At 33.1% G+C, this 24,132-nt stretch carries 24 protein-coding genes; 3 read left to right on the plus strand and 21 right to left on the minus strand.

Annotation, left to right across the window (positions count from 1 at the left end; translation table 11 throughout):
* Nucleotides 1-6: 6 nt before the first annotated feature.
* From C683_RS03635 to C683_RS03695, 13 genes are all read right to left on the minus strand, one after another.
* A complete protein-coding gene (locus C683_RS03635) occupies nt 7-720 on the minus strand; it encodes an O-methyltransferase (protein ID WP_009490106.1) in 714 nt (237 codons plus the stop codon).
* Nucleotides 720-1,139 (minus strand): hypothetical protein, encoded by a 420-nt coding sequence (locus C683_RS03640; RefSeq protein ID WP_009490108.1) that lies wholly within the window; start codon nt 1,137-1,139, stop codon nt 720-722. The genes C683_RS03635 and C683_RS03640 overlap by 1 nt, the downstream gene beginning before the upstream one ends.
* Nucleotides 1,139-2,311: a nucleotidyltransferase gene (locus tag C683_RS03645; RefSeq protein WP_009490110.1), complete on the minus strand. Its 1,173-nt coding sequence runs from the start codon at nt 2,309-2,311 to the stop codon at nt 1,139-1,141. The genes C683_RS03640 and C683_RS03645 overlap by 1 nt, the downstream gene beginning before the upstream one ends.
* Nucleotides 2,308-3,060 carry a class I SAM-dependent DNA methyltransferase gene (locus tag C683_RS03650; protein ID WP_009490112.1) on the minus strand — a complete coding sequence of 251 codons (753 nt, stop codon included), beginning with the start codon at nt 3,058-3,060 and terminating at the stop codon, nt 2,308-2,310. The genes C683_RS03645 and C683_RS03650 overlap by 4 nt, the downstream gene beginning before the upstream one ends.
* Nucleotides 3,060-3,419, minus strand: coding sequence for a ribosome silencing factor (gene rsfS / locus C683_RS03655; RefSeq protein WP_009490114.1), 360 nt, complete (start codon nt 3,417-3,419; stop codon nt 3,060-3,062). The genes C683_RS03650 and rsfS overlap by 1 nt, the downstream gene beginning before the upstream one ends.
* Before the next feature lie 9 nt (nt 3,420-3,428).
* Nucleotides 3,429-4,025, minus strand: coding sequence for a bis(5'-nucleosyl)-tetraphosphatase (symmetrical) YqeK (yqeK, locus tag C683_RS03660; RefSeq protein WP_009490116.1), 597 nt, complete (start codon nt 4,023-4,025; stop codon nt 3,429-3,431).
* Complete coding sequence (locus tag C683_RS03665) at nt 4,025-4,582, minus strand: nicotinate-nucleotide adenylyltransferase (protein ID WP_009490118.1); 558 nt, start codon at nt 4,580-4,582, stop codon at nt 4,025-4,027. The genes yqeK and C683_RS03665 overlap by 1 nt, the downstream gene beginning before the upstream one ends.
* Nucleotides 4,582-4,890 (minus strand): ribosome assembly RNA-binding protein YhbY, encoded by a 309-nt coding sequence (gene yhbY, locus C683_RS03670; RefSeq protein WP_009490120.1) that lies wholly within the window; start codon nt 4,888-4,890, stop codon nt 4,582-4,584. Before yhbY ends, C683_RS03665 begins: the two co-directional genes overlap by 1 nt.
* Nucleotides 4,891-4,910: 20 nt before the next feature.
* Nucleotides 4,911-6,026, minus strand: a complete 1,116-nt coding sequence (gene yqeH / locus C683_RS03675) for a ribosome biogenesis GTPase YqeH (protein WP_009490122.1) — start codon at nt 6,024-6,026, stop codon at nt 4,911-4,913.
* Nucleotides 6,026-6,547 carry a YqeG family HAD IIIA-type phosphatase gene (locus C683_RS03680; RefSeq protein ID WP_009490124.1) on the minus strand — a complete coding sequence of 174 codons (522 nt, stop codon included), beginning with the start codon at nt 6,545-6,547 and terminating at the stop codon, nt 6,026-6,028. Before C683_RS03680 ends, yqeH begins: the two co-directional genes overlap by 1 nt.
* A gap of 127 nt (nt 6,548-6,674) precedes the next feature.
* Nucleotides 6,675-7,637, minus strand: coding sequence for a mannose-6-phosphate isomerase, class I (gene manA / locus C683_RS03685; RefSeq protein ID WP_009490126.1), 963 nt, complete (start codon nt 7,635-7,637; stop codon nt 6,675-6,677).
* A 109-nt stretch (nt 7,638-7,746) separates the two neighbouring features.
* Nucleotides 7,747-8,727: a serine hydrolase domain-containing protein gene (locus C683_RS03690; protein WP_051011327.1), complete on the minus strand. Its 981-nt coding sequence runs from the start codon at nt 8,725-8,727 to the stop codon at nt 7,747-7,749.
* On the minus strand, nt 8,724-9,473 hold the full coding sequence (locus tag C683_RS03695) for a VOC family protein (protein WP_009490129.1): 750 nt from the start codon (nt 9,471-9,473) through the stop codon (nt 8,724-8,726). The genes C683_RS03690 and C683_RS03695 overlap by 4 nt, the downstream gene beginning before the upstream one ends.
* 216 nt (nt 9,474-9,689) lie before the next feature.
* Between C683_RS03695 and C683_RS03700 the strand changes: the two genes are divergently transcribed.
* Nucleotides 9,690-11,015: a C1 family peptidase gene (locus C683_RS03700; protein WP_009490131.1), complete on the plus strand. Its 1,326-nt coding sequence runs from the start codon at nt 9,690-9,692 to the stop codon at nt 11,013-11,015.
* Nucleotides 11,016-11,061: 46 nt separating this feature from the next.
* Here C683_RS03700 and ffh read toward each other — a convergent pair whose 3' ends face one another.
* Nucleotides 11,062-12,498 carry a signal recognition particle protein gene (gene ffh / locus C683_RS03705; RefSeq protein WP_009490133.1) on the minus strand — a complete coding sequence of 479 codons (1,437 nt, stop codon included), beginning with the start codon at nt 12,496-12,498 and terminating at the stop codon, nt 11,062-11,064.
* Between the two features lie 8 nt (nt 12,499-12,506).
* Complete coding sequence (locus C683_RS03710; protein ID WP_009490135.1) at nt 12,507-12,848, minus strand: putative DNA-binding protein; 342 nt, start codon at nt 12,846-12,848, stop codon at nt 12,507-12,509.
* Between the two features lie 105 nt (nt 12,849-12,953).
* Between C683_RS03710 and C683_RS03715 the strand changes: the two genes are divergently transcribed.
* Nucleotides 12,954-13,646 carry a response regulator transcription factor gene (locus tag C683_RS03715; protein WP_009490137.1) on the plus strand — a complete coding sequence of 231 codons (693 nt, stop codon included), beginning with the start codon at nt 12,954-12,956 and terminating at the stop codon, nt 13,644-13,646.
* Entirely contained in the window at nt 13,639-15,354 is a 1,716-nt protein-coding gene (locus tag C683_RS03720; protein ID WP_009490139.1) for an ATP-binding protein, read from the plus strand. The genes C683_RS03715 and C683_RS03720 overlap by 8 nt, the downstream gene beginning before the upstream one ends.
* Nucleotides 15,355-15,379: 25 nt before the next feature.
* Here the strand turns inward: C683_RS03720 and C683_RS03725 are convergent, their stop codons facing one another.
* The 6 genes from C683_RS03725 to C683_RS03750 form a co-directional block, all read right to left on the minus strand.
* Complete coding sequence (locus tag C683_RS03725; protein ID WP_009490141.1) at nt 15,380-16,828, minus strand: APC family permease; 1,449 nt, start codon at nt 16,826-16,828, stop codon at nt 15,380-15,382.
* A 142-nt stretch (nt 16,829-16,970) separates the two neighbouring features.
* Nucleotides 16,971-18,833 carry a heavy metal translocating P-type ATPase gene (locus C683_RS03730; protein ID WP_009490143.1) on the minus strand — a complete coding sequence of 621 codons (1,863 nt, stop codon included), beginning with the start codon at nt 18,831-18,833 and terminating at the stop codon, nt 16,971-16,973.
* Between the two features lie 110 nt (nt 18,834-18,943).
* Nucleotides 18,944-20,242, minus strand: coding sequence for an asparagine--tRNA ligase (gene asnS, locus C683_RS03735; protein ID WP_009490145.1), 1,299 nt, complete (start codon nt 20,240-20,242; stop codon nt 18,944-18,946).
* Nucleotides 20,243-20,253: 11 nt separating this feature from the next.
* Nucleotides 20,254-20,727, minus strand: coding sequence for a cell wall elongation regulator TseB-like domain-containing protein (locus C683_RS03740; RefSeq protein ID WP_009490147.1), 474 nt, complete (start codon nt 20,725-20,727; stop codon nt 20,254-20,256).
* Between the two features lie 84 nt (nt 20,728-20,811).
* Nucleotides 20,812-22,899: an exonuclease domain-containing protein gene (locus tag C683_RS03745; RefSeq protein WP_009490149.1), complete on the minus strand. Its 2,088-nt coding sequence runs from the start codon at nt 22,897-22,899 to the stop codon at nt 20,812-20,814.
* Nucleotides 22,900-22,920: 21 nt separating this feature from the next.
* The gene (locus tag C683_RS03750) at nt 22,921-24,123 is read right to left on the minus strand and encodes a chloride channel protein (RefSeq protein WP_009490151.1); all 1,203 of its coding nucleotides are present in this window, start codon (nt 24,121-24,123) and stop codon (nt 22,921-22,923) included.
* Between the last annotated feature and the right edge of the window lie 9 nt (nt 24,124-24,132).

The following is a 24,132-nucleotide window of genomic DNA, read 5'->3' on the forward strand; positions in this document are numbered from 1 at the left end:
AAAGATTTAATCTCTTAGTTCTGGTAAAATCACTTGATCTTTTTCTTTTGTTATTAACATAACGCCATCTCCCAATGGTAAAACACAAGAAGTTAATCCCTCTACTTCATTTACTACTTCTAGTAACTCTTTTAAGCGACGATGAATTTTTCTCGTTCCACGACGAATCGTCTCTTCTGGATCAAAAACCGTTCCGCCTTGGAAGATATCATCAATCATAATACATCCTCCTGTTTTTACTAAACGTAGACATTGGGGTAAAAACTCAATGTATTTCGCTTTTGCGCTGTCCATAAATAAAAAATCGTAGTGAGCACTTGGCAAAGTAGGTAAAATATCAACCGCTTGACCTTCTAAAAGAGTAATGCGATCTGTTAATTGGTATTTCTCATAGTTCTTCTTTGCTTTTTTAATCATATAATCAAAACGATCGATGGTTGTTACATGCCCTTCTTGATGCATTAATTGATCCATTAAAGCTGAAGAAAAACCAATTGCCGCACCAATTTCTAATACTTCACGAATTTGAATTTGACTAAATAAAAAACGTAAAAAGACGACCGTTTCTTCTGGAATTACTGGGATTTCTTCTTCTTGAGCTTCTTTTTGAATTTCTCGCATATAACCTGTTAATGGCTTTTGTCCAGTACGCATAAATTGTAATACACGTTCATCAACAATTGGTCGGTGCATCATTTCATTTTTTTGAATTTCTCGCATTATAGTCCTCCTTTCCTATTTATTTCCCATGTTCGATTCATAATTAACATAAATAAAATCAAAACAATTAAACGGATTAAACAAATCATCCCTAACCAAACCATCCAAGAAGAAGTAAAGATACCAACGATAACAAAAATCAAAGAAATCGTTGTTAATAAACGATTCATTTTTTGTAATAGATATAGACTCCGTGGCGCAGGTTTTTTCGTAGCAAAAATATATTCTTCTACGGATAATGGACGATTTCTTGATTGTTGAATCCAAGATAGACTATCACTCACGATATAAGTCAACAACCAAATATACCAATTAGATTCTGCAGTGGAATACTGAGTGAAAAAAGCACTAAACATCACAAAACCTAACATTAGAAAATCAAACCATAACATAAATGTAGACATGGGTTGACGATCCATTACAACTCCTCCTTGCTAATTGGTTTATATAATGAAAAATAATCTTTAGGAGTTTGATAAGGACTTAAGTAAATCATATCGTAACGTTGTTCTAAACGGAGTAATCGTTCCTCTTGTTGTCTAATATTTACTACTATCGGTAAAGAAATCTCTTTTTCTTTTAACCATTGTCGTCCTTGCAAACTAAAACCTAATATTTTAATGTATGGATGATTCCACGCATAAGTAACTTCTTCTTTTGTAGTTTGCGTTAAAATATACGTTGCCAATCTTTGAATCTTTGCTTGTGTAAGATGGGCACAACTTAAAGATTCCTTCCATTCTGAAAAGCTATTCGCTTCATAAAATGATTTTTGTAATCGTTCTTCTAAGCCATCATGTACTTCATAGAGTTGTTTCCACTGTGAAGAAGATAAACTCAAACCAATTCCTTGCAATTGTGCCCAATAATCTTCCCAACGATGACAAGGACCTTCTTTTAAAGCTTGATAGGTAGCTATTGGAACATAATTTTTAAGTTCCGTCCAATCCTTTTGTTGTACTGCTTTACGAATTGCCGTACCACTAGCAAAAGAAGTTAACTCTTTCTCTCGATGTTGACTTCCTTTTCGCTCAATCGTCAATAATTCTAAGGGACGTTCCAATTGTAGATTTGCCCGAGCATAAGCTAGTCCTAATAAGTGATTGGACTGATCCATATCTTTATATTCTTCTGGAAAAATTTCACGGTAAGCTTCTGCCATTTTTTTAGGATAAGACCATTCTGGATGTTCACAATTTAGTTGTTGAATCCGTTGGTCTAATTCTTTTTGATGAGCTTTTTCTTTTTTGACAAAATCCATATAAGAAAATTCATTTTCCTTTTCTGTACCAAAACAAAAAGCGTCTACTTGCAAAGCAGATAAAAGTTGAACAGCCATAGATCCAAAATAATCTGCAGGTTGTACAGCACCAAACCACGGAAGTTCAATAACTAAATCTGCTCCTGCTTCTAGTGCTAACTTTGTTCTTGTCCATTTATCTAAAATTGCAGGCTCCCCTCTTTGCACAAAATTACCACTCATAACTGCAATACAACAATCTGCTCCACTTTTTTCTTTTGCTTTTTGTAAGTGATAGGCATGCCCTTGGTGAAAGGGATTATACTCTACAATTACGCCACAACTTCTCATAGATTTTCTTCTTTATGACAGACGAAAAACCAGCGTTCACTTGTTTCTGTTGGTGCTTCATCTGTAAAATCAGCATATACTTCTACTTGACTAAATCCAGCATTCTCTAAAAGACGCAGATAATGCTCTAATGGATAGGTACGCTCATGATGGTCTTCTAAATAGCGTTCAAAACGATCATCTTCATCGCGAACATAGAAAGATAGTTCATGGACAATGCTTAGTGGAGCTTCATCGGGATAAGAATCCCATAAAAACGCATAATCTTCGGTTTCATTATGGAAGCTAAAATTAGGGAAACATTCTGTCATCTTATAATCTGAATGAACATCAAAAATAAAGATTCCATCTTCCTCTAAAATGCGATATACTTCATCAAAAACTTGTTGGACCTCAAAGTCATTTTTCATATAACAAAGAGAATCAGAATAACAAGTAACTACCTCATAAGTTCCTACCTCAGATAAATCCATCATATCACCTTGAGTTAAGCAAATAGGATTATCCTCTTCGCCAAAAGCTTCATTAAATCGTTCGCTGGCAATGGAAAGCATCTCTTCTGATAAATCTAATCCTGTCACTGTAAATCCAGCTTTAGCTAATAACAAAGCTAAATGTCCCGTTCCGCAAGCAAGTTCTAATAAATTCTGTTTTCCTTTCGTATGACGTAAAGTAAAATCCAACCATTGTTCATATAAACTGGTATCCATCATTGCGTCATAAACAAAAGCAAATGTTTCGTATTCCATTATTCACTCACCCATGGACGAACATCAACAGGAGTCGCATCAATCCATAATTTTTCTAATTGATAGAAAGAACGTGTGTCTTCATTTAAAACATGAACAATTAAATCTCCAAAATCAAGTAAAATCCATTCTGCTTTTTCCATTCCTTCTACTTGTTTTAATTGTCCACCAGCTTCTTCTACTTTTTCAATCACTTCGTTTGCAATAGCTTCAATTTGACGTACATTAGATCCTTCGCAAATCATATAGTAATCTGCTAATAAAGAAATATTTTGTACATCAACAGCCATAATATTTTCTGCTCGTTTTAAATCTGCAGCTTTTACAGCTACTTCTAATAACTCTAAACTTTTTGTCATAATATCCTCCTAAATATGAGCTACCCATTTGTTATATGCTTCTAATGTTAATGGATAGACCGGTTGATTTTCTGAAATTAAATGTAATAATGTATGTTTTAATTCATACGCAACCGCCGCATTTAAGTCTTGTTCAGCTAATAGGCGAGCGGTATCAACTCCTGGAAAATGACGATGTGGTTCAATATAATCCGCCACAAAAATAATTTTATCAAGTAACGTCATATGAGGTGCTCCTGTAGTATGAACTTGAACCGCATGTAATACATAATCATTGTTTACTTCTAATTCATGACGAATTAGTTCAACTCCTAATAATCCATGCCAAATGTTATTACCATAGGCTTTAATATAATCGCAATGGTGTTTTTCAATTAAAGATAAATAAGAAGCATCTGAACGTTCTTTTCCATAATCATGGAGTAACGCTGCTAAACTCGCCATATTGATATCTTCTCCATAGCGTTTCGCTAATTCAATTGCTGTTTCTTCTACTCCTAATACATGTTGAAAACGACGTTCACTCATACTACGTTTAATTTTTTCTAATAACTGATCTCTTGTATAAGGAATCCAACTACTTTGATAAACAATTTTTTCTTCCATTATTGATACAACTCCTTTTCTTGAATATACGCATTTACAGCATCAGGTACTAAATAACGAATACTTTTTCCTTCATGACATTGTTGTCGAATATAAGAAGAACTCAATTCATATTGTGGGATAAGTAGCGGCAAAATCCCTTTAGGCACATCCACTTGATTTCTACTCACTCCAATAAATTGGATTTTTTGTTTTAGTTCTTCAATTCGATACCATTGATCTAAGTTAGCAATTTGATCTCCACCGATAATAAAAAAATATTCATTTTCTGGATACTTTTCTTGTAATTGACAGATGGTATGGTAAGTATAACTTGGTTCTTCTCGCATAACATCAAGATATTCAATCTTCAAATCTGCATTATGTGCAATAGCTAAAGATAGCATTTCACAGCGATCCTTTACACTGGCCATTTTTTGTCCTATTTTATGCGGTGAAACATAAGCAGGAAGTAAGTATACTTCATCTAACTGATATTGCTCTTTTGCCTTTTGGGCAATAAATAAATGCATATTGTGAACGGGATTAAAGCTCCCACCTAATAAACCAACTCGCATTAAATACGATTCACCTCGGTTGAATAACGTTGATTTTTTTCTTTTGAACTTGGGCGATAAACAACTAGAATACGGCCAATAATTTGCACAACTTGTGCACCTAATTCTTCTTCAAAAATTTCTGCTACATCTTCAGCGATTTCATCGGTATTTTGTAGCAAGCTTACTTTAAATAATTCACGTTTTTCCAAAGCATCATCTACTTGTTGTAGTAACTCTGGACTTACACCATTTTTTCCAATTTGAAAAATCGGTTGCATATGGTGCGCTTGGCTTCTTAAATAACGTTTTTGTTTTCCACGTAACATAAATGAATTCCTTTCTATCTTTAAATTAATGCTTTACGACGAATAACTGCTACCCCTTTAGGAGCCCATCCAGCAATTTTACTTCCTTTTGGTACGGTAATCCATCCTAGACCAGAAAAGACGATGTCCATTTTTTCTTTTGCTGTAAATTCAAAACGAACAAGTTCTGGTAAAGGATAATGTTCTAAATCTGTAGGAGGCTGTAATAGTTCTCCCACATGTTTTTGATAAAATGCATCTGCTTTTTCTAATTTTGTACGATGAATCATTAAATCACGCGCAGTATATACAACAAATGAACCTTTATCTCCTTCTAAATAATCAAAACGAGCTAATCCACCTAAAAATAGTGTTTGCCCCGCATTTAATTGATAGGTTTTTGGTTTTAGTTCTTTTTTAGGTGTAATTGCTTTTAAGTCATTTGGACTTAGATAGTGGGCCATTTGCTCACGATGAATAATTCCTGGAGTATCAATGATATAATGTCCATCATCTAGAGGAATCTCAATTAAATCTAACGTCGTTCCTGGGAATTGAGAAGTAGTAATCACACTCTCTTCTCCGACTGCTGCTTGAATAATTGCGTTAATTAATGTTGATTTTCCAACATTCGTAACACCAACAATGTAAACATCACGCCCTTGACGATATTCTTCAATGGTTGATAATAATTCTAATACGTCTTCTTTCTTTTTCGCACTCGTTAATAACACTTCTTCTGGACGTAGCCCTATTTCATGAGCACGTTCCTTCATCCATTGAATTAAACGACCTTTTTTCAATGATTTAGGTAATAAATCACGTTTATTTCCTACTAATAATAGTTCATTATCTCCAATGAAACGATGTAATCCTTTAATGATACTACCATTGAAGTCAAAAATATCTACCACATTAATAATCAAAGCATCTTTTGTACGAATTTCATTTAATAAACGTAAAAAATCATCATCCGTTAAAGAGACATCTTGTATCTCATTATAATGACGTAGACGGAAACAACGTTGGCAATATAACGCCTTTCCAGATTCTTCTGATTTTTGTAAAGAACTTTTTGGTGTATATCCTAGTCCTTCTTTATCTTCGGTTTGAATCGGTACCCCACAACCAATACAATGTAATTCTTCTTGTTCCATTATAATTGATCCTCCCAGTGCCAAAGGTTTGCGGCTTGTAGTTTTTGTTTTACTTTATTTTCCATCAAACGATTGAATTTCGTTGCTTTAGAATCCGTATTTACTAGAGGTTGTACTAAAATAGAGCGAACACCTGCTAGACGTGCTGCTTGAATATCAGTCATTAATTGATCTCCAACCATAACAACCTCTTCTTTATTTAAATGGTAGCGATGAATAGCTTTTAAAATCCCAGTTGGCAATGGTTTTAAAGCACGAGAAATATAATCAACGCCTAGTTCTTGTGCTACTAATTGAACACGCTCTTTATTATTATTAGAGATAATAATGATTTGGATTCCTTCTGATTGCAAGTAGTGAACCCAATCTTTTAATTCCTGTGTAGGTAGTGGCTCTTTCCATGAAACCAAAGTATTATCTAAATCCGTCAAAATGGTTTGGATTCCTTCTTTTTTCCATTGAGAAGGAGTGATTTTGGTAATAGAACGAATTTGCCACGTTGGTTGAAATGATTTTAACATTTTCTTTCCTTTCTCTGTTTCTTACTCATTACAGAAAAATTATATTGAATATTTGAACACGGGTCAACGTTTATCTAACGCTTTCCCTTGTAATGATAAGAAAAAGGGACTACCAGAGTCCCTTTTGTTACGCTCTTTTTTGACTATTATTTGCTAAAACAGCAGTAAACTTACCTTCCCATTGTGTATCGGTTACATCGTAAGGTAACAAGAAGTGATCTCCTTTTTGTAGCTCATAAGATGTACCATCAACGATTAAACGACCAGCTCCATCAATAATACTTACTAAAGTATAAGGAGCTTTTTGTTGCCAATGGAAAATACCATCGATATCCCAACGATAAACAGAGAAGTAATGCTCTTCTGCTAGTGTTGTTACTACTCCACCTTTTGTATGCTCTTCTACTTTTTTACATACTGGATATTCACAAGGAACAGTAATTACATCTAATGCTTGTTTTAAATGTAATTCACGTAAGTTTCCTGCATCATCTTTACGATCATAATCATAAACACGATAAGTCGTATCACTACTTTGTTGAATTTCTAAAATCATAATTCCTTCCCCAATTGCATGAACCATTCCACTTGGTACATAGAAGAAATCTCCTTTTTGAACAGGAACTTCATGTAATAATTCAGACCATTTTCCTTCTTCAATCCATGTTTTTAATTCTTCTTTTGTTTTTGCATTATGACCATAAACAATTTTAGCATTTGGTTGACAATCTAGTACATACCAGCACTCTGTTTTTCCAAGTTCTCCTTCAAATTCTTGAGCATATTCATCTCCTGGGTGAACTTGTACAGATAAATCTGCTTTTGCATCTAATACTTTTACTAATAGTGGGAAGTTTTGTCCTTTTTCTTTTTCACCAAAAAATTCTGGATGATTGGCATAAAGATGAGCTAAAGACTCTCCTTTCCATTCTCCATTTTTAATAGTCGCTTCTCCATTCTTATGACCACTGATGGCCCAACATTCTCCTGTTTTATCACTTGGGATTTCATATCCAAACTCTTCATGTAGACGATTTCCGCCCCAAATACGTTCTTGGAATACTGGGTTTAAAAATAATACTTCTTTCATTATTTTCTCCTTTAACTCTACTTTGATAGTCTTCTTCATATTTTGTTCCTTCTATTATATCATGATTTATTACATAAAAAACAAAAAGAAGAAAGTAAAATACTTTCTTCTATAGATTTTCTTCCATAATATACTTTTGAATAAGTGAATCACGATAAGTTAAATAAGTTGCATTATCATCTCCGTGATCAAAACGTTGACTCAAAAAGATAAATGCTTTTTGTTTTTCTTGATTCCAACAAAGATACATCCCTGTATATCCTGTATGTGATAAGGTTAATGTTTCAGCTTCTTCTTCCACGACCCATCCTAAGCTTCGAGTTCTGCCTTTAGCCTCTTTAGTCCAAACTTGTTGTAAATAAGTTTGGACAAATGAGTTGATAGGTAATGACAAATATTCTTCTATCAAGACGCATAAATCATCTAAAGTAGAAAATAAGCCTGCGCTTCCACAACGCTCTTGTAAAATTCTTGCCTTTGGATCATGAACTTCTCCTCTTCTACGTATCCCTTTCTCTCTCCAGTCTGTAGGAATACATTGTTGGGCCATAGGATGAAATGTTGTATTTTGCAAGGATTTCTTATTTAATATCTCCTCTTTAATCACTTGCTGAACGGGTTTATAATAAATTTGTTCAATAATCATCCCTAAATAAATAAAATTAATATCTGAATATTGAACTTCTTTTCCTAATAAGTTTCCTGGATTCATTTCTTCATATAACGCTTTTTCCAACTGGTCGGCGGGTAATTGATTGCGATTAGGGATATAGCCAACAAAATTGCTCGTATGTGTTAATAAATGAATAATTTCCAAGTCCTGATTTTTAATCGGTAAATAAGTACTTACTTTATCGGTTAGAGCAATTCTTTTTTCTTTTAACAATTGTAAAATAATAGGTGTTGTCCCTAAAACTTTTGTTAAAGAAGCAATATCAAATTGAAGATTACAAGGTGACGTTATTGGATAAATACCTTCAGAATTCACCCATTCTTTTTTCCATTGTTGATGAGAGAAATAAGCAACTTGCGCATAAGAAATGACTTCTTTTTGACACATTTCTATGATTTGCTGTTCTGTATCTCTCATTCTTCTAACTCTTTGGCTTGAATCCAATAAGAAATACCATTGTCATCTAAAAATTGAACAATACGTTTCCCTCTATTGTAGTAACAATTCCATCCACGTTCTTGTAAGTTTTCATATAAGTCATCTACTGCTTTCATTGAAGGAACTTCTAATGCAATAAAATCGATTCGATTTTCATGATATTCTGGATGACTTTCTTTTTCTAAAGCAATCAGTGGTTGACAACCTACTCCATAGACTAAATAAGCATTATCTTCTTCTTCTACCGTTAAATGCAAACAGTCATGATAGAAAGATAGCGTTTGTTTTAAGTGTGGCACACGTAAATGAATGTGTTCTAAATGAATACGATGATATTCAATTTCGAAAGGTAAACAAATTTCAATTTGATTTCCATCTGGATCGTTCGTAATAAAACAACGACCTGCACAATAAGCATGGAAATCAGAGCACTCGTATCCATGATTTTTTAACGTTTCATAAAGAGATAAAAATTGTTCTTCTGTTGGAACACTAAAACTAATATGATTTAATGCACGCTTTTCATTCACAATTGGCTGTTCCAATTCTTCCTCTTCCACTAACATAAATAAAATCGCTTGGTCTTTTTTATTTCCTAAATATACTAAATCATTTTCAAAGCTTAATGCATCTAAATGTAATTCTTCTGTATAGAAAGTTAACATTTCTTCAAAGTTGCATGTTGCAATTGAAATATAATTTAAACTTAAAACAGACTGATTCATAATATCTCCTTTCTCCCATAATTATCTAATCTTATTCTAGCAATACTACTATCTAAAATAAAGCGATAGCCCTTATCTCTCCTAAATTATCTTCTTAGCTTAAAATATGAATAATTTATTTTTTCAAAAAAATTAAATATTTTTTTGTGATAGAATACACTTTTTCTGGAAAATTAAATCAAAAAGGCGTACTATGAAAATGAGGAGGGATTCATCATGGATGAAAAATTATTGATGGAACAAATCAAAACTTATCAAACAAAATGGAACAAAGACACTCGTGACCAATGGTTACAAAATGCAATTGCTAATGTCGGTCTGAATGAAGCATGTGAGCAGAAAAAGAAAGCTTCTGACACATTAAATCCTTCATTCTCTTGTGAACTAGAAACAGGAAAGGTTTGTGCACAAAAAGATAGCGGACGTTGTTGGTTATTTGCCACATTAAATACCATCCGCTACGCTTTTACGAAGAAATACAATTGTAAAGATTTCCAATTTTCTCAAAATTATTTATCTTTTTGGGATCGTATCGAAAAATCTAATGCTTTCTTTGAACACTTTATTGCACAAATTGATTTAGATTTAGATAGTCGTGAACTAACCTCACTTTTACAAATGGGAAATGGGGATGGCGGTCAATTTGATAATGCTGTCGCATTAATTCAAAAATATGGCCTAGTTCCTCAAGCAGCAATGCACGAAACTGCAGTGAGTGACCATACAGATGATTTCGATCGTCTTTTAAACTTAAAATTACGTAAGGATGCTTTACAATTAAAAGAAGATTGGGAACAAAACAAAGATGTATCTCATTTACGTCAATTAAAAGAAGAATTTATGGCTGATGTTTATCGTCTATGTACCTTATGTTTTGGTGAACCAGTAGAAACTTTTGATTTTGAATATCGTGACGAAGATAAAAACTTCCATCGCGATTTACAACTTACTCCTCAAGCTTTTTATGAACAATATGTTCACCCTATTTTTGCTATTGAAGATTATGTTGTACTTTGCAACGCACCTGATCACAAATATCATCAAACTTATTCTTTACCAGAAGAAGATAATATTATTGGCGGTCGTCCAGTTCGTTTCTTAAATGTCGAACTAGATACTTTAAAACATCTAACGATTCAACAATTATTAGATGGTCGTACCGCTTGGTTTGGTTGTGATGTATTAGAACAAATGGATCGTAAAAATGGTTGGCTAGCCAAAGATCTTTATAATTATCAAGCACTATTTGACGGAGACCTATCTTTCAATAAAGCAGACCGTCTACGTTATCGCCAAGCAGCTTGCTCTCATGCAATGACATTTACTGGTGTTAACTTGATTGATGGCACACCAAATCGTTGGAAAGTAGAAAATAGTTGGGGCGAAAAAATTGGTCATGAAGGATACTTTGTTATGGATGATGCTTGGTTCGATGACTATGTCTATGAAGTAGTCATTCACAAAGATTATCTAACAGATGAATTAAAGGCAGACTTAGAAAAAGAACCTATTCGTCTTCCTTTATGGGATTCTTTAGCTTAGTCTTTAATTATAATAGATAAAAAAGAGGAGCTACTTGCTCCTCTTTTTATTTTTTCTTTTTACGTTTCTTTTTATTTTTTTGCAGTTTTTTGTTCATTTTTTTCATTTCACGGCTCATTACTGCTTTACCAATTTTTCCTTTGACTCCTTGACCAAACATAGATTCAAATTCTTTTGGCATATTCCCTTTTGTCATGTCACTCATCATTTTACGTGATTGTTTAAATTGTTTAATCATACGATTAACTTCAATTTCACTATTTCCTGAACCACGAGCAATACGACGACGACGACTTGGATTTAATAGATCTGGATTTTGGCGTTCTTCTTCTGTCATAGATAAAATCATCGCACGTTTACGAGCAATTTCTTTATGGTCAATTTCAATGTTATTCATTCCTGGAATTTGACTCATTCCTGGAATCATTTTAATTAAATCTTCTAAAGGTCCCATATTCATCATTTGATCTAATTGTTCAATAAAATCATTGAAATCAAACGTATTAGCACGCATTTTTTCTGTTACTTCTAGTGCTTTTTTCTCATCGAATTCTTTACTTGCTTTATCAATTAAAGTTAGTAAATCACCCATTCCTAAAATACGACTAGACATGCGGTCTGGGTGGAAGACTTCAATCGCATTCATTTTTTCTCCGGTACCAACAAATTTGATTGGTTTTCCAGTTACTGCACGAATAGAAAGAGCAGCCCCGCCTCGAGTATCCCCGTCTAATTTTGTTAAAACAACTCCGGTAATATCTAGCTGCTCATTGAAACTTTCTGCGACATTTACTGCATCTTGACCAGACATCGCATCGACCGTTAATAGAATTTCATCAGGTTGCGCTAATTCTTTAATTTCTTTTAACTCTGTCATTAGTGCTTCATCGATATGTAAACGACCGGCCGTATCGATAATCACATAATCATTTTTCTTTTCATGCGCTAGTTCTAATCCTTGGCGTACAATTTCTACCGGACTAACTTCTGTACCCAATTCAAAAACAGGTACATCAATCATTTCTCCTACCGTTTTTAATTGGTCAATCGCCGCTGGACGATAAACGTCTCCTGCAATTAATAATGGACGCGCCTTTTGATTTTGTTTTAAATCATTCGCCAATTTTCCAGCAAAAGTCGTTTTCCCAGCCCCTTGTAAACCAACCATCATAATAATCGTTGGAATTTTAGGCGATTTATTTAAAGGAACTGTTTCTTCCCCTAATACTTTTGTTAATTCTTCATCGACAATTTTTACAATTTGTTGAGAAGGAGATAAACTTTCTAAAACTTCGCTTCCAACAGCTCGTTCAGAAACTGTTTTTGTAAAATCTTTAACTACTTTGTAACTTACGTCAGCATCTAATAACGCCATACGAATTTCACGCATCATTTCTTTTACATCTGATTGTGAAATTTTCCCTTTACGTTTTAATTTTGACATTGCTTGTTGTAAGCGTTCTGTTAAACTTTCAAAAGCCATTTTTTCACCTATTCCTCATCAATTTTTTTTAATTGGTCAATTTGTGTTAAAAGTTCTTCTTTTGTGTAGCAATCTTCTTTTAACATTTGCTCCATTTGATCAAGAATTTCACTACGCATAATATAGTCAGATAAAATATGAAGCTTGCGCTCATAATTTTCTAAAATCGTTTCTGTACGTCGAATATTATCATAAACTGCTTGTCGACTAACTCCATATTCCTCTGCAATTTCCCCTAATGAGAAATCATCTGCATAGTATAATTCCATATAATTCATTTGCTTATCGGTTAATAATGTCGCATAACACTCAAAAAGAGCATTCATGCGATTTGTTTTTTCTATTTCCATGATTCCTCACCTAACACCGAGCATTTTATCACCTTTCACTTTACCACAGAATCTTCTTTTCGTATATAATAGGTTGTAAGAACTGACTAGAGAAAGGAAAACTTTATGACACAAAAAGTATTAGTAGTAGATGATGAACCTTCGATTGTCACTTTACTTACCTATAATTTAGAAAAAGAAGGATATCAAACGGATGTGGCAGAAGACGGAGAAACTGCTTACCAATTAGCATTAAAAGAATCTTATGACTTCATCTTATTAGATTGGATGTTACCCAAACTAGATGGAATGGAAGTTGTTAAAAAATTACGCCAACAACATGTCGAAACTCCTATTATTATGCTTACAGCAAAAGAGGATACCATTGACCGTATCATTGGGTTAGAAATGGGAGCTGATGATTATATGGTGAAGCCTTTTAGCCCAAGAGAAGTCATTGCCCGTATGAAAGCAATTCAAAGAAGGATGAAAACAACTTCTCCTGTCAAAAACGAAATACAAAATGGACCAATTGTAGTTCATATGGATACAAAACAAGTTTTTATTTCTGGAAAAGAAATTTCTTTACGTAAAACAGAATATAAATTATTGCTTTGCTTTTTACAACATCTCGATGAGCCACTTTCTCGTGATTATTTATTAGAAAAAATTTGGCATACAGATTTTGTTGGAGAATCAAGAATTGTTGATGTACACGTCAGTGCTTTGCGTGAAAAAATTGAAGAGAATCCTAAAAAACCTCAATATTTACAAACAGTACGAGGGATTGGATATCGGATGGTAAAAATCGATGAGTAAAACAAAAAGAGTACAACGATCTTTCCTTCTTCTTTTTTTAAGTGTAGTTCTTTTTTGGGGAAGTCTTTTTCTTTTACGTCCATTCATCTATCATAAAGCATTAGAATCTCAAGTACAGACTTTATCTGAAACGATGACTCCTTGGCAAAAGGAATGGAAGAAAGTTCAACAAGGACTTCTACCAGCAACGATTAAAAATAAAGAAATGACTTTGCTTTTCTTAGATAAAAATCGCAAAAGTAAAGATAATAATGCAGATTTGGCTAATAGTTCTCAAAAAGAGTTTACTGCTCTTTCTCATCAACAAAAAGTTGGATATCATTATGACACTAAAAATAAAACACTCTTTGTCGCAAAACCCATTTATAATCAAAAACAACAAAAAGTTGGATATATAGAAGTCATTCAAAAAAAGATTCCCTCTTTTCATCTTTTAGATCAAATTTTTCACTGGCTCTTTTTCTTTGCGACACTTTTTACAGTGATTGTCTTTTATCTTTTTTATTACCATAAGAAAAAAAGAGAGGAATTACTTTCTACGATTCATCAATGGATTCAAAAAATAAAAGAGGAACCTACCAAACAACCTTCTTTATTTTATCGTTATTCAGAATGGACTCCTCTTTTTCAAGATATTGAAACTCTTTCTTCTTCTTGGCAAGAAGAGCGAAAAAAAGCAGATGCAGAAGCGATTCAATTTTCTTCTTTAATTGATGACTTACAAGTCGGAGTTTTCGTGCTAGATGCCAAACAACGATTTACCTTAATTAACCCACGAGGCAAGAGCTTATTGCATTTACAAAAAAAGAATCAACATTACTTAGAAGCACAAGTGAATCCTGATTTCATTCGTTCAGTGGAACAATGTTATCAAAAACAAAAAGATATCCAAAAAGAAATTCATATTTTTCAACCCCAAGAACAGATTCTTCATCTTTCTTTACGTTACCTATCCAATCAAGAGCATTATTGGATTTTAGGAACGATCTATGATTTAACGGATTTGAAAAAAGTAGAATTGATGCAAGAGGATTTCATCAGTAACGTCTCTCATGAATTAAAAACACCAGTAACTTCTATTATTGGTTTTATTGAGACACTGCTAGACGGTGCCTATCTAGAACCAGACATTACAAAAGAATTTTTAACCATTATGGAAAAAGATGCACAACGCTTAAAACAATTAATTCAAGAAATTATTCAATTATCTCGTAGTGGAAATGAATTAAAAAATGAAACAAAAGTTCCAGTTCATTTGTCTTCTTTTATTGAACATCTATTGGAACGTTATCAACGGCAGATTGATGAAAAACATTTACAAGTTTCGGTTCAAGGAGATTCTACAATTGAGTGGTCTACCTATCTTTATTACTTTGAACCTATTTTGAAAAATTTGATTGAAAATGCAGTGATGTATAATAAAGAATACGGAAAAATCGAAATTCAATTTAAAGAAACTGCTAAAGCCATTAAAATTTCTGTCGCAGATACAGGGATTGGTATTTCACATCAAGATCAACAACGTATCTTTGAACGTTTTTATCGTGTAGATAAAGCACGTAGTCGAAATTCTGGCGGAACGGGATTAGGACTTTCTATCGTCCGACATTATACAGAAATTTTAAAAGGAACATTAACAGTAAAAAGTCAAATTGGAGTAGGTACTACCTTTTCATTAACTTTTCCAAAAGAAAAAGCTTCGTCTTAATGACGAAGCTTTTTATCTATCTTTATTATTTTTTTCGATTTTCACGTCGAGCAATAAATGGTAGGATTAAACCTAATGCTAATAAGATTAATGGTGTCGCAATATTCATTAATAATTGGAACCACCATTGTGTTGGTTCAGCAGCATAACTTACTTTTGGTACCATACCCAAAATACATGCAAATGCTGTGAAGCCAAAGCACCAAATTCCGACAATCATACCAGGAACTTTTTTCTTCATAAACTGATATTCAGATTGGAATTTTTGAATATTTTTCATTAAGAAAATGAAGGCTAAGAATACGAATAAGTAACGCATAGGCATTACTACAGAGTTTAAGTTTAATAACCAGTTATATAACTCTGTCATATCACCAATTCCTAATGCTGGAACTAAAATTAAAATTCCTACTAAAATTCCTGTCATTAAATATCCGTTAACAAAAGTACCACGTTTATTTTGTTTGCGTAATGCAGATGGAATATATTCTGGATTTGCATTCGCTAATAAAATTTTCAGTGGTGCATCGATAGAAATAGATAACGCAGCAATTTGTGCTAATGTATTTGTTACAGCATAAATAATCATTAATGAGTTTCCAATATGGTAATAATGACCTAATTTAGCGAAGGCTTCATAAGCACCGTTCATCATTAAGTCTTTTGGAATATCATTACTATTAAAGATAAATGCCATGGCAAATGATCCTAATAAAGCAGATACTGCTACCATAATCGCTAGGAAAATCATCCCTTTTGGAAATTCTTTTTCTGGATTTTTTGTGCTATTAACATAAGGAGAAATTTTCTCTGCTCCTCCAACCGCAAATACTAGCATTGATAATGTTGTAAAGTATTGCAAATCAAATTTTGGTAAATAAGTTTTAATATCTGCTAGATTTGGCGTTGCTGCTTTAATATCAAATACCATCGGTGCGGATACAGCTAAAAGAATGAATAACATAGACATGATAAACATTGCGATACCGGCAATACTACTGATGGCATTAATTGTCTTAATTCCTTTTGAAGCAATCCATAGGAAAAGTAAGAAAATAGCAAAACAGATCAGTGAAAGTAGTAATGCTGGTGTCTCTTTAACCATATCGCCATTTCCATTAACAGCCCAAGATAAAGCAACTAAAATCCCTTGTGGTTTTTGTGCTAAATATGGGATATGTACTACCCAATAGGTCCAGGCTGCTAAATATGCCAATTGTTTTGTTGTCGTATGTTCTACCCAAGAACTTACGCCTCCGGCACTATCTTTAAATGTAGAACCTAATTGACCTACAATTAAAGCATATGGAATGAAATATAAGGCTAAAATTAATAGCCAAGAAACAATAACTGATACTCCCTGTTGAGCATAGTTATTTACGACATTCCCTAATCCCCATACAGAAGTAAAAGCGATAAAGGAAATGTTAAACCAACGAAGCTGCTTTTTCGTCTGCTCCGACTGTGGATTCATAGGAACCCCTCCTTATCATATAATTATCACTATTATATGAATAAATGGATGCTCTTGCAAATCTTTTCACTATAAAAAAGAAGAAAGAGTTCAAAAAGTTCGTAAATAACGAACATTTAACTCTTTCTTCCTATTTAATATTCTATTCTTTTACATGTTTATCATATAATAAACGACTAGCATATAAAATTGTTAAGATAGTTACGCCCACATCAGCAAAAATAGCTCCTTCCATAGAAACCAATCCTAAGGTAGAAAGTAATAAGAACAAGACTTTAATTACTAACGCAAAAACAATATTAATCTTAACAGTCTTCATAATTTTTCGTGACAATTGCTGAGCAAAATTAAATTTCGTCAAATCATTGTCCATAAATACAACATCTGCTGCATCGATGGCTGCTTGGCTAGAAACTCCTCCTAAAGAAATCCCTACATCTGCTGTCGCAATTACTGGAGCATCATTCATTCCATCGCCAATAAAGGCAGTTGCTTCCCCTTCTTTTTCATTACGTAGCACTTGTTCTACATAATCTACTTTATCTGTTGGTAAACAATTTGCTTTGACAGTGCGGATATTTAATGTACGAGCTACAGATTCCGCACTTTCTGCACGGTCTCCAGTAACTAAGGCTGAATCAATATTTTCCTCTTTCAAGTAAGAGAAGAAACCATAAGCACTTTTCTTAATCGTATCTCCAATTAAAATGGCTGCTTGATATAGTCCATCATAAGCTAAATAAACAATCGTTCCTGCTTCTTTAATTTGTGGAACTAAGATTTTTTGTTGTGTCATCCAATCTTCGTTTCCAATAAAAATTGGTTTTCCATTATAAAAAGCACTCAATCCATAACCAGCAATTTCTTGCACATTTTCAAAAGTATATTCATCTGTTTTTCCTTGATTTGCCTCCACAATTGATTGGGCAATTGGATGGTTAGAATAAGCTTCTAAGCCTGCACTTAATGCTAATGCTTCTTCTTTTGTACAAGTTTCACTCGTATATACTTCCTTAACTGTGAATTTTCCTGTAGTAATTGTACCCGTCTTATCACAAATTACATGTTTCACCGTCGCTAATTGTTCAATATATTGGCTTCCTTTAAATAGAACTCCATTTTTTGATCCTGCACCAATTCCAGCAAAGAAGCTTAATGGTACAGAAATTACTAAAGCACATGGACAACTAATGACTAAAAAGATTAATGCACGATATATCCATTCTTGCCATGGGAAATGGAAAACAAGTGGTGGAATAATTCCTACTAATAAAGCTACTGCCAAAACAATTGGCGTATACACCTTTGCAAACTTACGAATGAATTGTTCACTACGAGCTTTTTTCGCTTGCGCATTTTGTACCAATTCAATCATTTTACTTGTAGTACTATTTTCTGAAAGAATCGTTGTTTTTAACTCAATCGTATAAGATTCATTCAAAGTTCCGCTACTAATTTCTTCTCCTTGATGATAAGTACGAGCTAGTGCTTCTCCTGTGACAGCAGAAGTATCCACCACTGCTTGTTCACTTAATAATACTCCATCAATTGGAATGCGTTCCCCAGCTTTAACTTGTAAAGTAGATCCAATAGCAATTTTTTCTAATGGAACTTCTTGCCAACCATTTTCTGTCTTTACGCGAGCGGTATCTTCTTGTAAATCTAGTAAATGGTGAATGGATTGACGAGATTTATTCAATGCTAAGCTTTGTAACAATTCGCCAATTTGGAATAATAGCATAACCATGATTCCTTCATGATATTCTTTAATCAAGAAGGCTCCTAATGTTGCTACAATCATCAATAGATTTTCATCGAACCATTCTCCTTTAGCAATATGTTTAAATGCTCCTTGGAAAATATCAAAACTGATTAGTAAGTAAACTAAAAAGTATAAAATAAATGAAATGGGAGCAGAGACATGAGGTTCAATAAAAATTACCGCTACCAATAAAACAATCGTTGCTAAGATCAATCCTAATCTTTTTTTATTTTTCTGATTCATTTTCTTTTTATCAGCAATTTATTTAGAAATTAAATTGCTTTTTATCCTTTCTTTGACAATATAAAGAAAAAAGTCCCATGCAAGTATGGGACTTTTTTATTACTTCTCTATTACGGACGTAAGCGATGTAATAAACGTGGGAATGGGCTTGCTTCACGGATGTGTTCAATACCACTAATCCATGTTACTGTACGTTCTAGCCCTAAACCAAAACCACTGTGTGGTACAGAACCATACTTACGTAAATCTAAATACCAACCATATTCTTCTTCAGATAAGCCAAATTTTTCGATGTTTTCAGCTAATACATCATAGTCAACTTCACGTTCACTACCACCGATAATTTCGCCGTATCCTTCTGGAGCGATTAAGTCTGCACAAATAACAACATCATCGCGTCCTGGTGCTAATGGCATATAGAATGGTTTAATTTTTGCTGGATAGTTCATGATGAATACTGGTTTTTCAAAAGAGTTAGCGATAAATGTTTCATGTGGTGAACCAAAGTCATCGCCCCATTCAATATCATCAAATCCATTTTCTTTTAATAATTCAATTGCTTCATCATAACTGATTCTTGGATATGGTGTTTGTGTATAACGTTCTAAAACGTCACGATCACGACCTAAAACATCTAACGCATATTCACAATGATCTAATACGTTACGTACTAAAAAGGCAACATAATCTTCTTGCACTTTTAAGCTTTCATCTTGATGAGTGAAAGCCATTTCTGGTTCAATCATCCAGAATTCAGTTAAATGGCGACGTGTTTTTGATTTTTCGGCACGGAAAGTAGGTCCAAAAGTAAATACTTTACCAAAAGCCATTGCTGCAGCTTCAGCATATAATTGACCACTTTGTGATAAATAAGCAGATTGACCAAAGTAATCTGTTTCAAATAATTCTGTTGTTCCTTCTGGAGCAGAACCAGTTAAAATTGGTGGATCAATTTTAATAAAGCCACGGTCGTTAAAGAATTCATAAGTCGCACGAATAATTTCATTACGGATTTGCATAATCGCATGTTGTTTTGATGAACGTAGCCATAAATGACGGTGATCCATCAAGAAATCTGTTCCGTGTTCTTTTGGTGTAATTGGATAATCACCACTTGTACCAATTACTTCTAATTGACTAATTTCAATTTCATAACCAAATTTTGAACGCTTATCTTCGTGGATTTCTCCAATAATTTTTACTGCTGTTTCTTGTGGTAAATTTTTAATTTGAGCGAAAGCTTCTTCTCCTACTGTTTCTTTTAAAACAATTCCTTGGAAATAAGCAGATCCATCACGCAATGTTAAGAAGGCAATTTTACCGCTAGAGCGTTTGTTGGCAATCCAACCATTAATTTCTACAACCTCGTTAACATGGTTCTTTGAATCAATGATGCTAATTTTTTCCATAAACTCACTCCTTAAAAGTTTGTAATTTTATTATAGATACTACCATTACGGAAGCGTAATGAATAATAAGATAAAGTATGATCTTTATTCATTGTTGTGACTTCCCACACTGGAATACCTTTAATATAGCCAAAATTAATATTTTCTATCTTGTAGGGATGATATTTTTTTTGTACAATCTCTTGCGCTTGTTTTTCAGTAATTCCATCTTTTTGGTCTACTACCTTAATGGTATCTCCGTCTTTTGGAATGGAAACTAAAATTTCTTGACGTTTTTTGTTTTCTCCAGCAATCGTATAATACGTTTGATCACGTGTAAAAAGATAAAAGCGTTCTGGCTTATTCATATCTGCATATTTTTCTGCCAATTGAATCGCTTCTTTCCTCTCTTTACGAACTGGAGTACTTGCATAAAAGAAAAAGGCACCTACAAGACAAACAATCGTCACAATAGTAATTAACGATGTAGTAATTATTTTTTTCATTTTTTGCCTCTCCTTTTTTCGCATAGATATATGTTTATTATAGACAATATTAAGTTCTTTTTCTACTCAAAATGATGAATTTCCTCATTTTTCTCTAGGAAAAGAACTTCTTTCAATAAGGCAATCTTTTCGATGTAATTTTTCTAAAAATATCTCTTGCCAAAGAGTTAGCGAAATAGTATTCATCAAAGTAATCTTTATATTTTGGAATAAGAACGCATAATAAAAACTTGTTGTAAAAGGAAGATATACTCTTTGTCCTTGAGATAACCATTTATTAATACTGTAAATTCCTTGTTGATTTACATAAGCATAAACGAATTCATTCGTCGATAAAGAAGAAAGTTGATCATATAAAATTACTTCTTTCTCTTGTTTTTGAATGTTTGTTTCCTCTTTCCAATAAAAACAATAATCTAAAGGATAATAGCTTTTCCCTTCTTGGATTAAACATTCGTCAACTAAATAAATAGTTCCTACTTCCTGGATATGGATATAAAACTCCCATTCTCGTTTTTTATCTCGGAAAAGATAAGGATGCTCTTTGTCATCTATTCCTGTTTTTATTCCCATATTTTCTGATTCTAGATATACATATAAATAATCTGCCCATTGAATTAGTTCGATAAAAAAAGATTCAATTTCTTTTTTCTCACGTTTTCGATTTTGACTCTTTTGTACATATTGAATTCCTTTGTTCAAAATTGTGATATATTGCTGTAATTGATTTTTCATTTTCTCAATCGATGGTAATTTCTTCAAATCTCCTGTTTGATAGTATTCTTTCCATTTTTGATAGAAAAAGACCGTTTTTTTCTTTAAAAAAGGTAAATAAGAATTCCATTGTCGAGTTTGCTTTTCAGAAGGAAATTCAATTTTACTTGCAAAATCTTCTTTCGTTAATTGCTGTTGCCAATGCTTAAACTTTTGTAGAGATAAATATTCTTTTGTATTTTCTTCTAATAAAAAAGAAAAATAAGTAGCTTCATCCACATATAACGTATTTCGAATTGGATTTTCTTCTTCTTCATATTCTAAAAAACGTTCTTGAGTCATTATAATATGTGCTTGATGTTTTATTCTTTCCTCTTGACGAACTAAAAAATCATAAGAATAGGTTCTTTTTCTTTTTTGTAAAAAAGATAGTCCCCTATGAGCGATTTGTTGGAAAAAATTAGGACGAATTTTCAATCTTAATTCATGAAAACATCCTGTCTTTGTCTCTGTTAACCAAATCAATAATTTAATTTGTAATCTACGGACCTCATCTGAATTTGACTCGTCCCAATGATTTTGAAATAATTCCAAATCAATATATTCAGAAGCACAATCCCAAACTTCATACCCTTTTTCCGTCCAACGTTGATACTCATATTTAGGAATTAAACATAAACTATTTTTTTTCTTTTTTTTCATTTCTTCATAAGCAAAAAAACGATCTTTTTGTGGCAATTCTATACCTATCGTTTTTTGTTGACCTACTTCAGCAAATGATAATGTGTCATCTTCTTTTTCTTTACGTAATAAAGAAAAGATGCCAATTTTAATATATTTAGGATCAAGTTCCTTTTCCAAGGATATGAAATCGGCAAAAAATTCTCCTGTATTCTCATAAAAACAATCCGCATAACGTACGACTCGTTTTTGAATATGTGCAGGTAAACTCTGCCACTTTGTTTTTAGCGCCAAAAAAAGTTCAACTGTTGCTTCAACATCACTATCTGCTCGATGCGCATGACAATGAGTCAGTTTCAATTCTTTAGCTAAATTTTGTAATCGATATCCTTCTACGGTTGGAAATAATACCTCTGCTAACTGCACAGTATCTATGACAGGGCAAGAAAGAGGAGTCAATCCTTCTTGCTCAAATTGCATATTTAAAAAATTAACATCGAATTGTGCATTATGTGCGACTAAAGTACAATCAGTCAATAAATCATGTAAAATGGAAGCTACATCACAAAAATAAGGAGCATCTTTTACCATTTCTTCTGTAATTCCCGTTAATTGAGTAATTCCTTCATGAATAGGCGTTTCTGGATTAATAAACGTATTAAAACGTTGAATTACTTTGTCTTTTTGAACCAATGCACAAGCAAATTGGATCATCTTTCCTTTTTTAAAACTTGAATTCGTTGTCTCGATATCAATAATCGCATACGTTTTCTTCACTGTTATAGCCTCATCTCTTTTTTACTTTTGTGTAAAGACACTATATTTCCCAGAGCAAATATAGCTAGTAATGGTGACAAAGAAAAAGAAAATTGCTCCTTTCCCACCAAATAATTCAATTCCTAAAATAAAACAAGTTAACGGAGTATTTGTTGCTGCCGCAAAAACTCCTAAAAATCCTAGTGCAGAAATGAAACTGGCATCAAATGGAACCCAACGGCTAAGAAAATGTCCAAAATTGGAGCCAATATCAAATAAAGGCGTTAAGGTTCCCCCACGAAATCCTGTTCCTACACATATCATAGTATAGAGTAGTTTCCAAAAAAACCCAAATGGAGATGGAGTACCATCAATAGCTTCCTTTTGCATCGCCGAACTTAACCCTAAATATTCTATATTATGAAAAATCAAAGTTAAAATGACAACACATAATCCTCCTAAAAAAGTAATCCAAACAGGATTTTTAATCCAAGTTTGCATTGACTTTTGCACTAAAGAAATACCAAAACGGTAACAACGACCGATACAAGCAAAAAGAATACTAATGATAAATAACCACACAAAAGTCATTAATTCTTCTTTTGGATAACCAGTCACAGAAAAAACTCCTCTTTGATGTAAGTCAAAACAAGTCGTCACCCAATAAGATAATAGAGACGTCATAAATACAGGATAAATTGCATCTAAGCGAAAAGAGCGAGCTTTTGAAATTTCTAAAGCAAACAATGTTCCTGCGACAGGAGTGCCAAAGGTACAAGCAAACCCTGCTCCTAATCCACAAGTAATTAACCATTGTTTTTCTATGTCTGTAAATCGAAAATAGAAATGCTGATCTACTTGATCAATCATTCCACCTGCTAATTGAGTCGCAATGTCTTCTCGACCGATTGAGGCTCCAAACCAATGAGAAGCAATCGTACCTAACATGGATACAGGAATTGCTCGAAAAGGAATTTTTTCTTCAGATCCATTGGCTTTGGCAATTAATAATTTATTTCCTACTTGACTTGTTAAATGAAAATATTGATACATATAAGTTACCGCTGCACCAACAAAAGGTAAGCCTAAAATCATTATTGGATGCAAGGCTCGGACTTGCTCTCCTTTATTAATCGCTAAAATATAAATGGAAATAATACTCCCACATAAAATGGCTAAAATAAAAGAAATTACTAGCCATTTTAAGACATAATATACTGTTGCATGAATTGAATGTTCTTTCATTATTCTCTC

The organism is Catellicoccus marimammalium M35/04/3 (genome assembly GCF_000313915.1).
GTDB classification, from domain to species: Bacteria; Bacillota; Bacilli; order Lactobacillales; family Catellicoccaceae; genus Catellicoccus; species Catellicoccus marimammalium.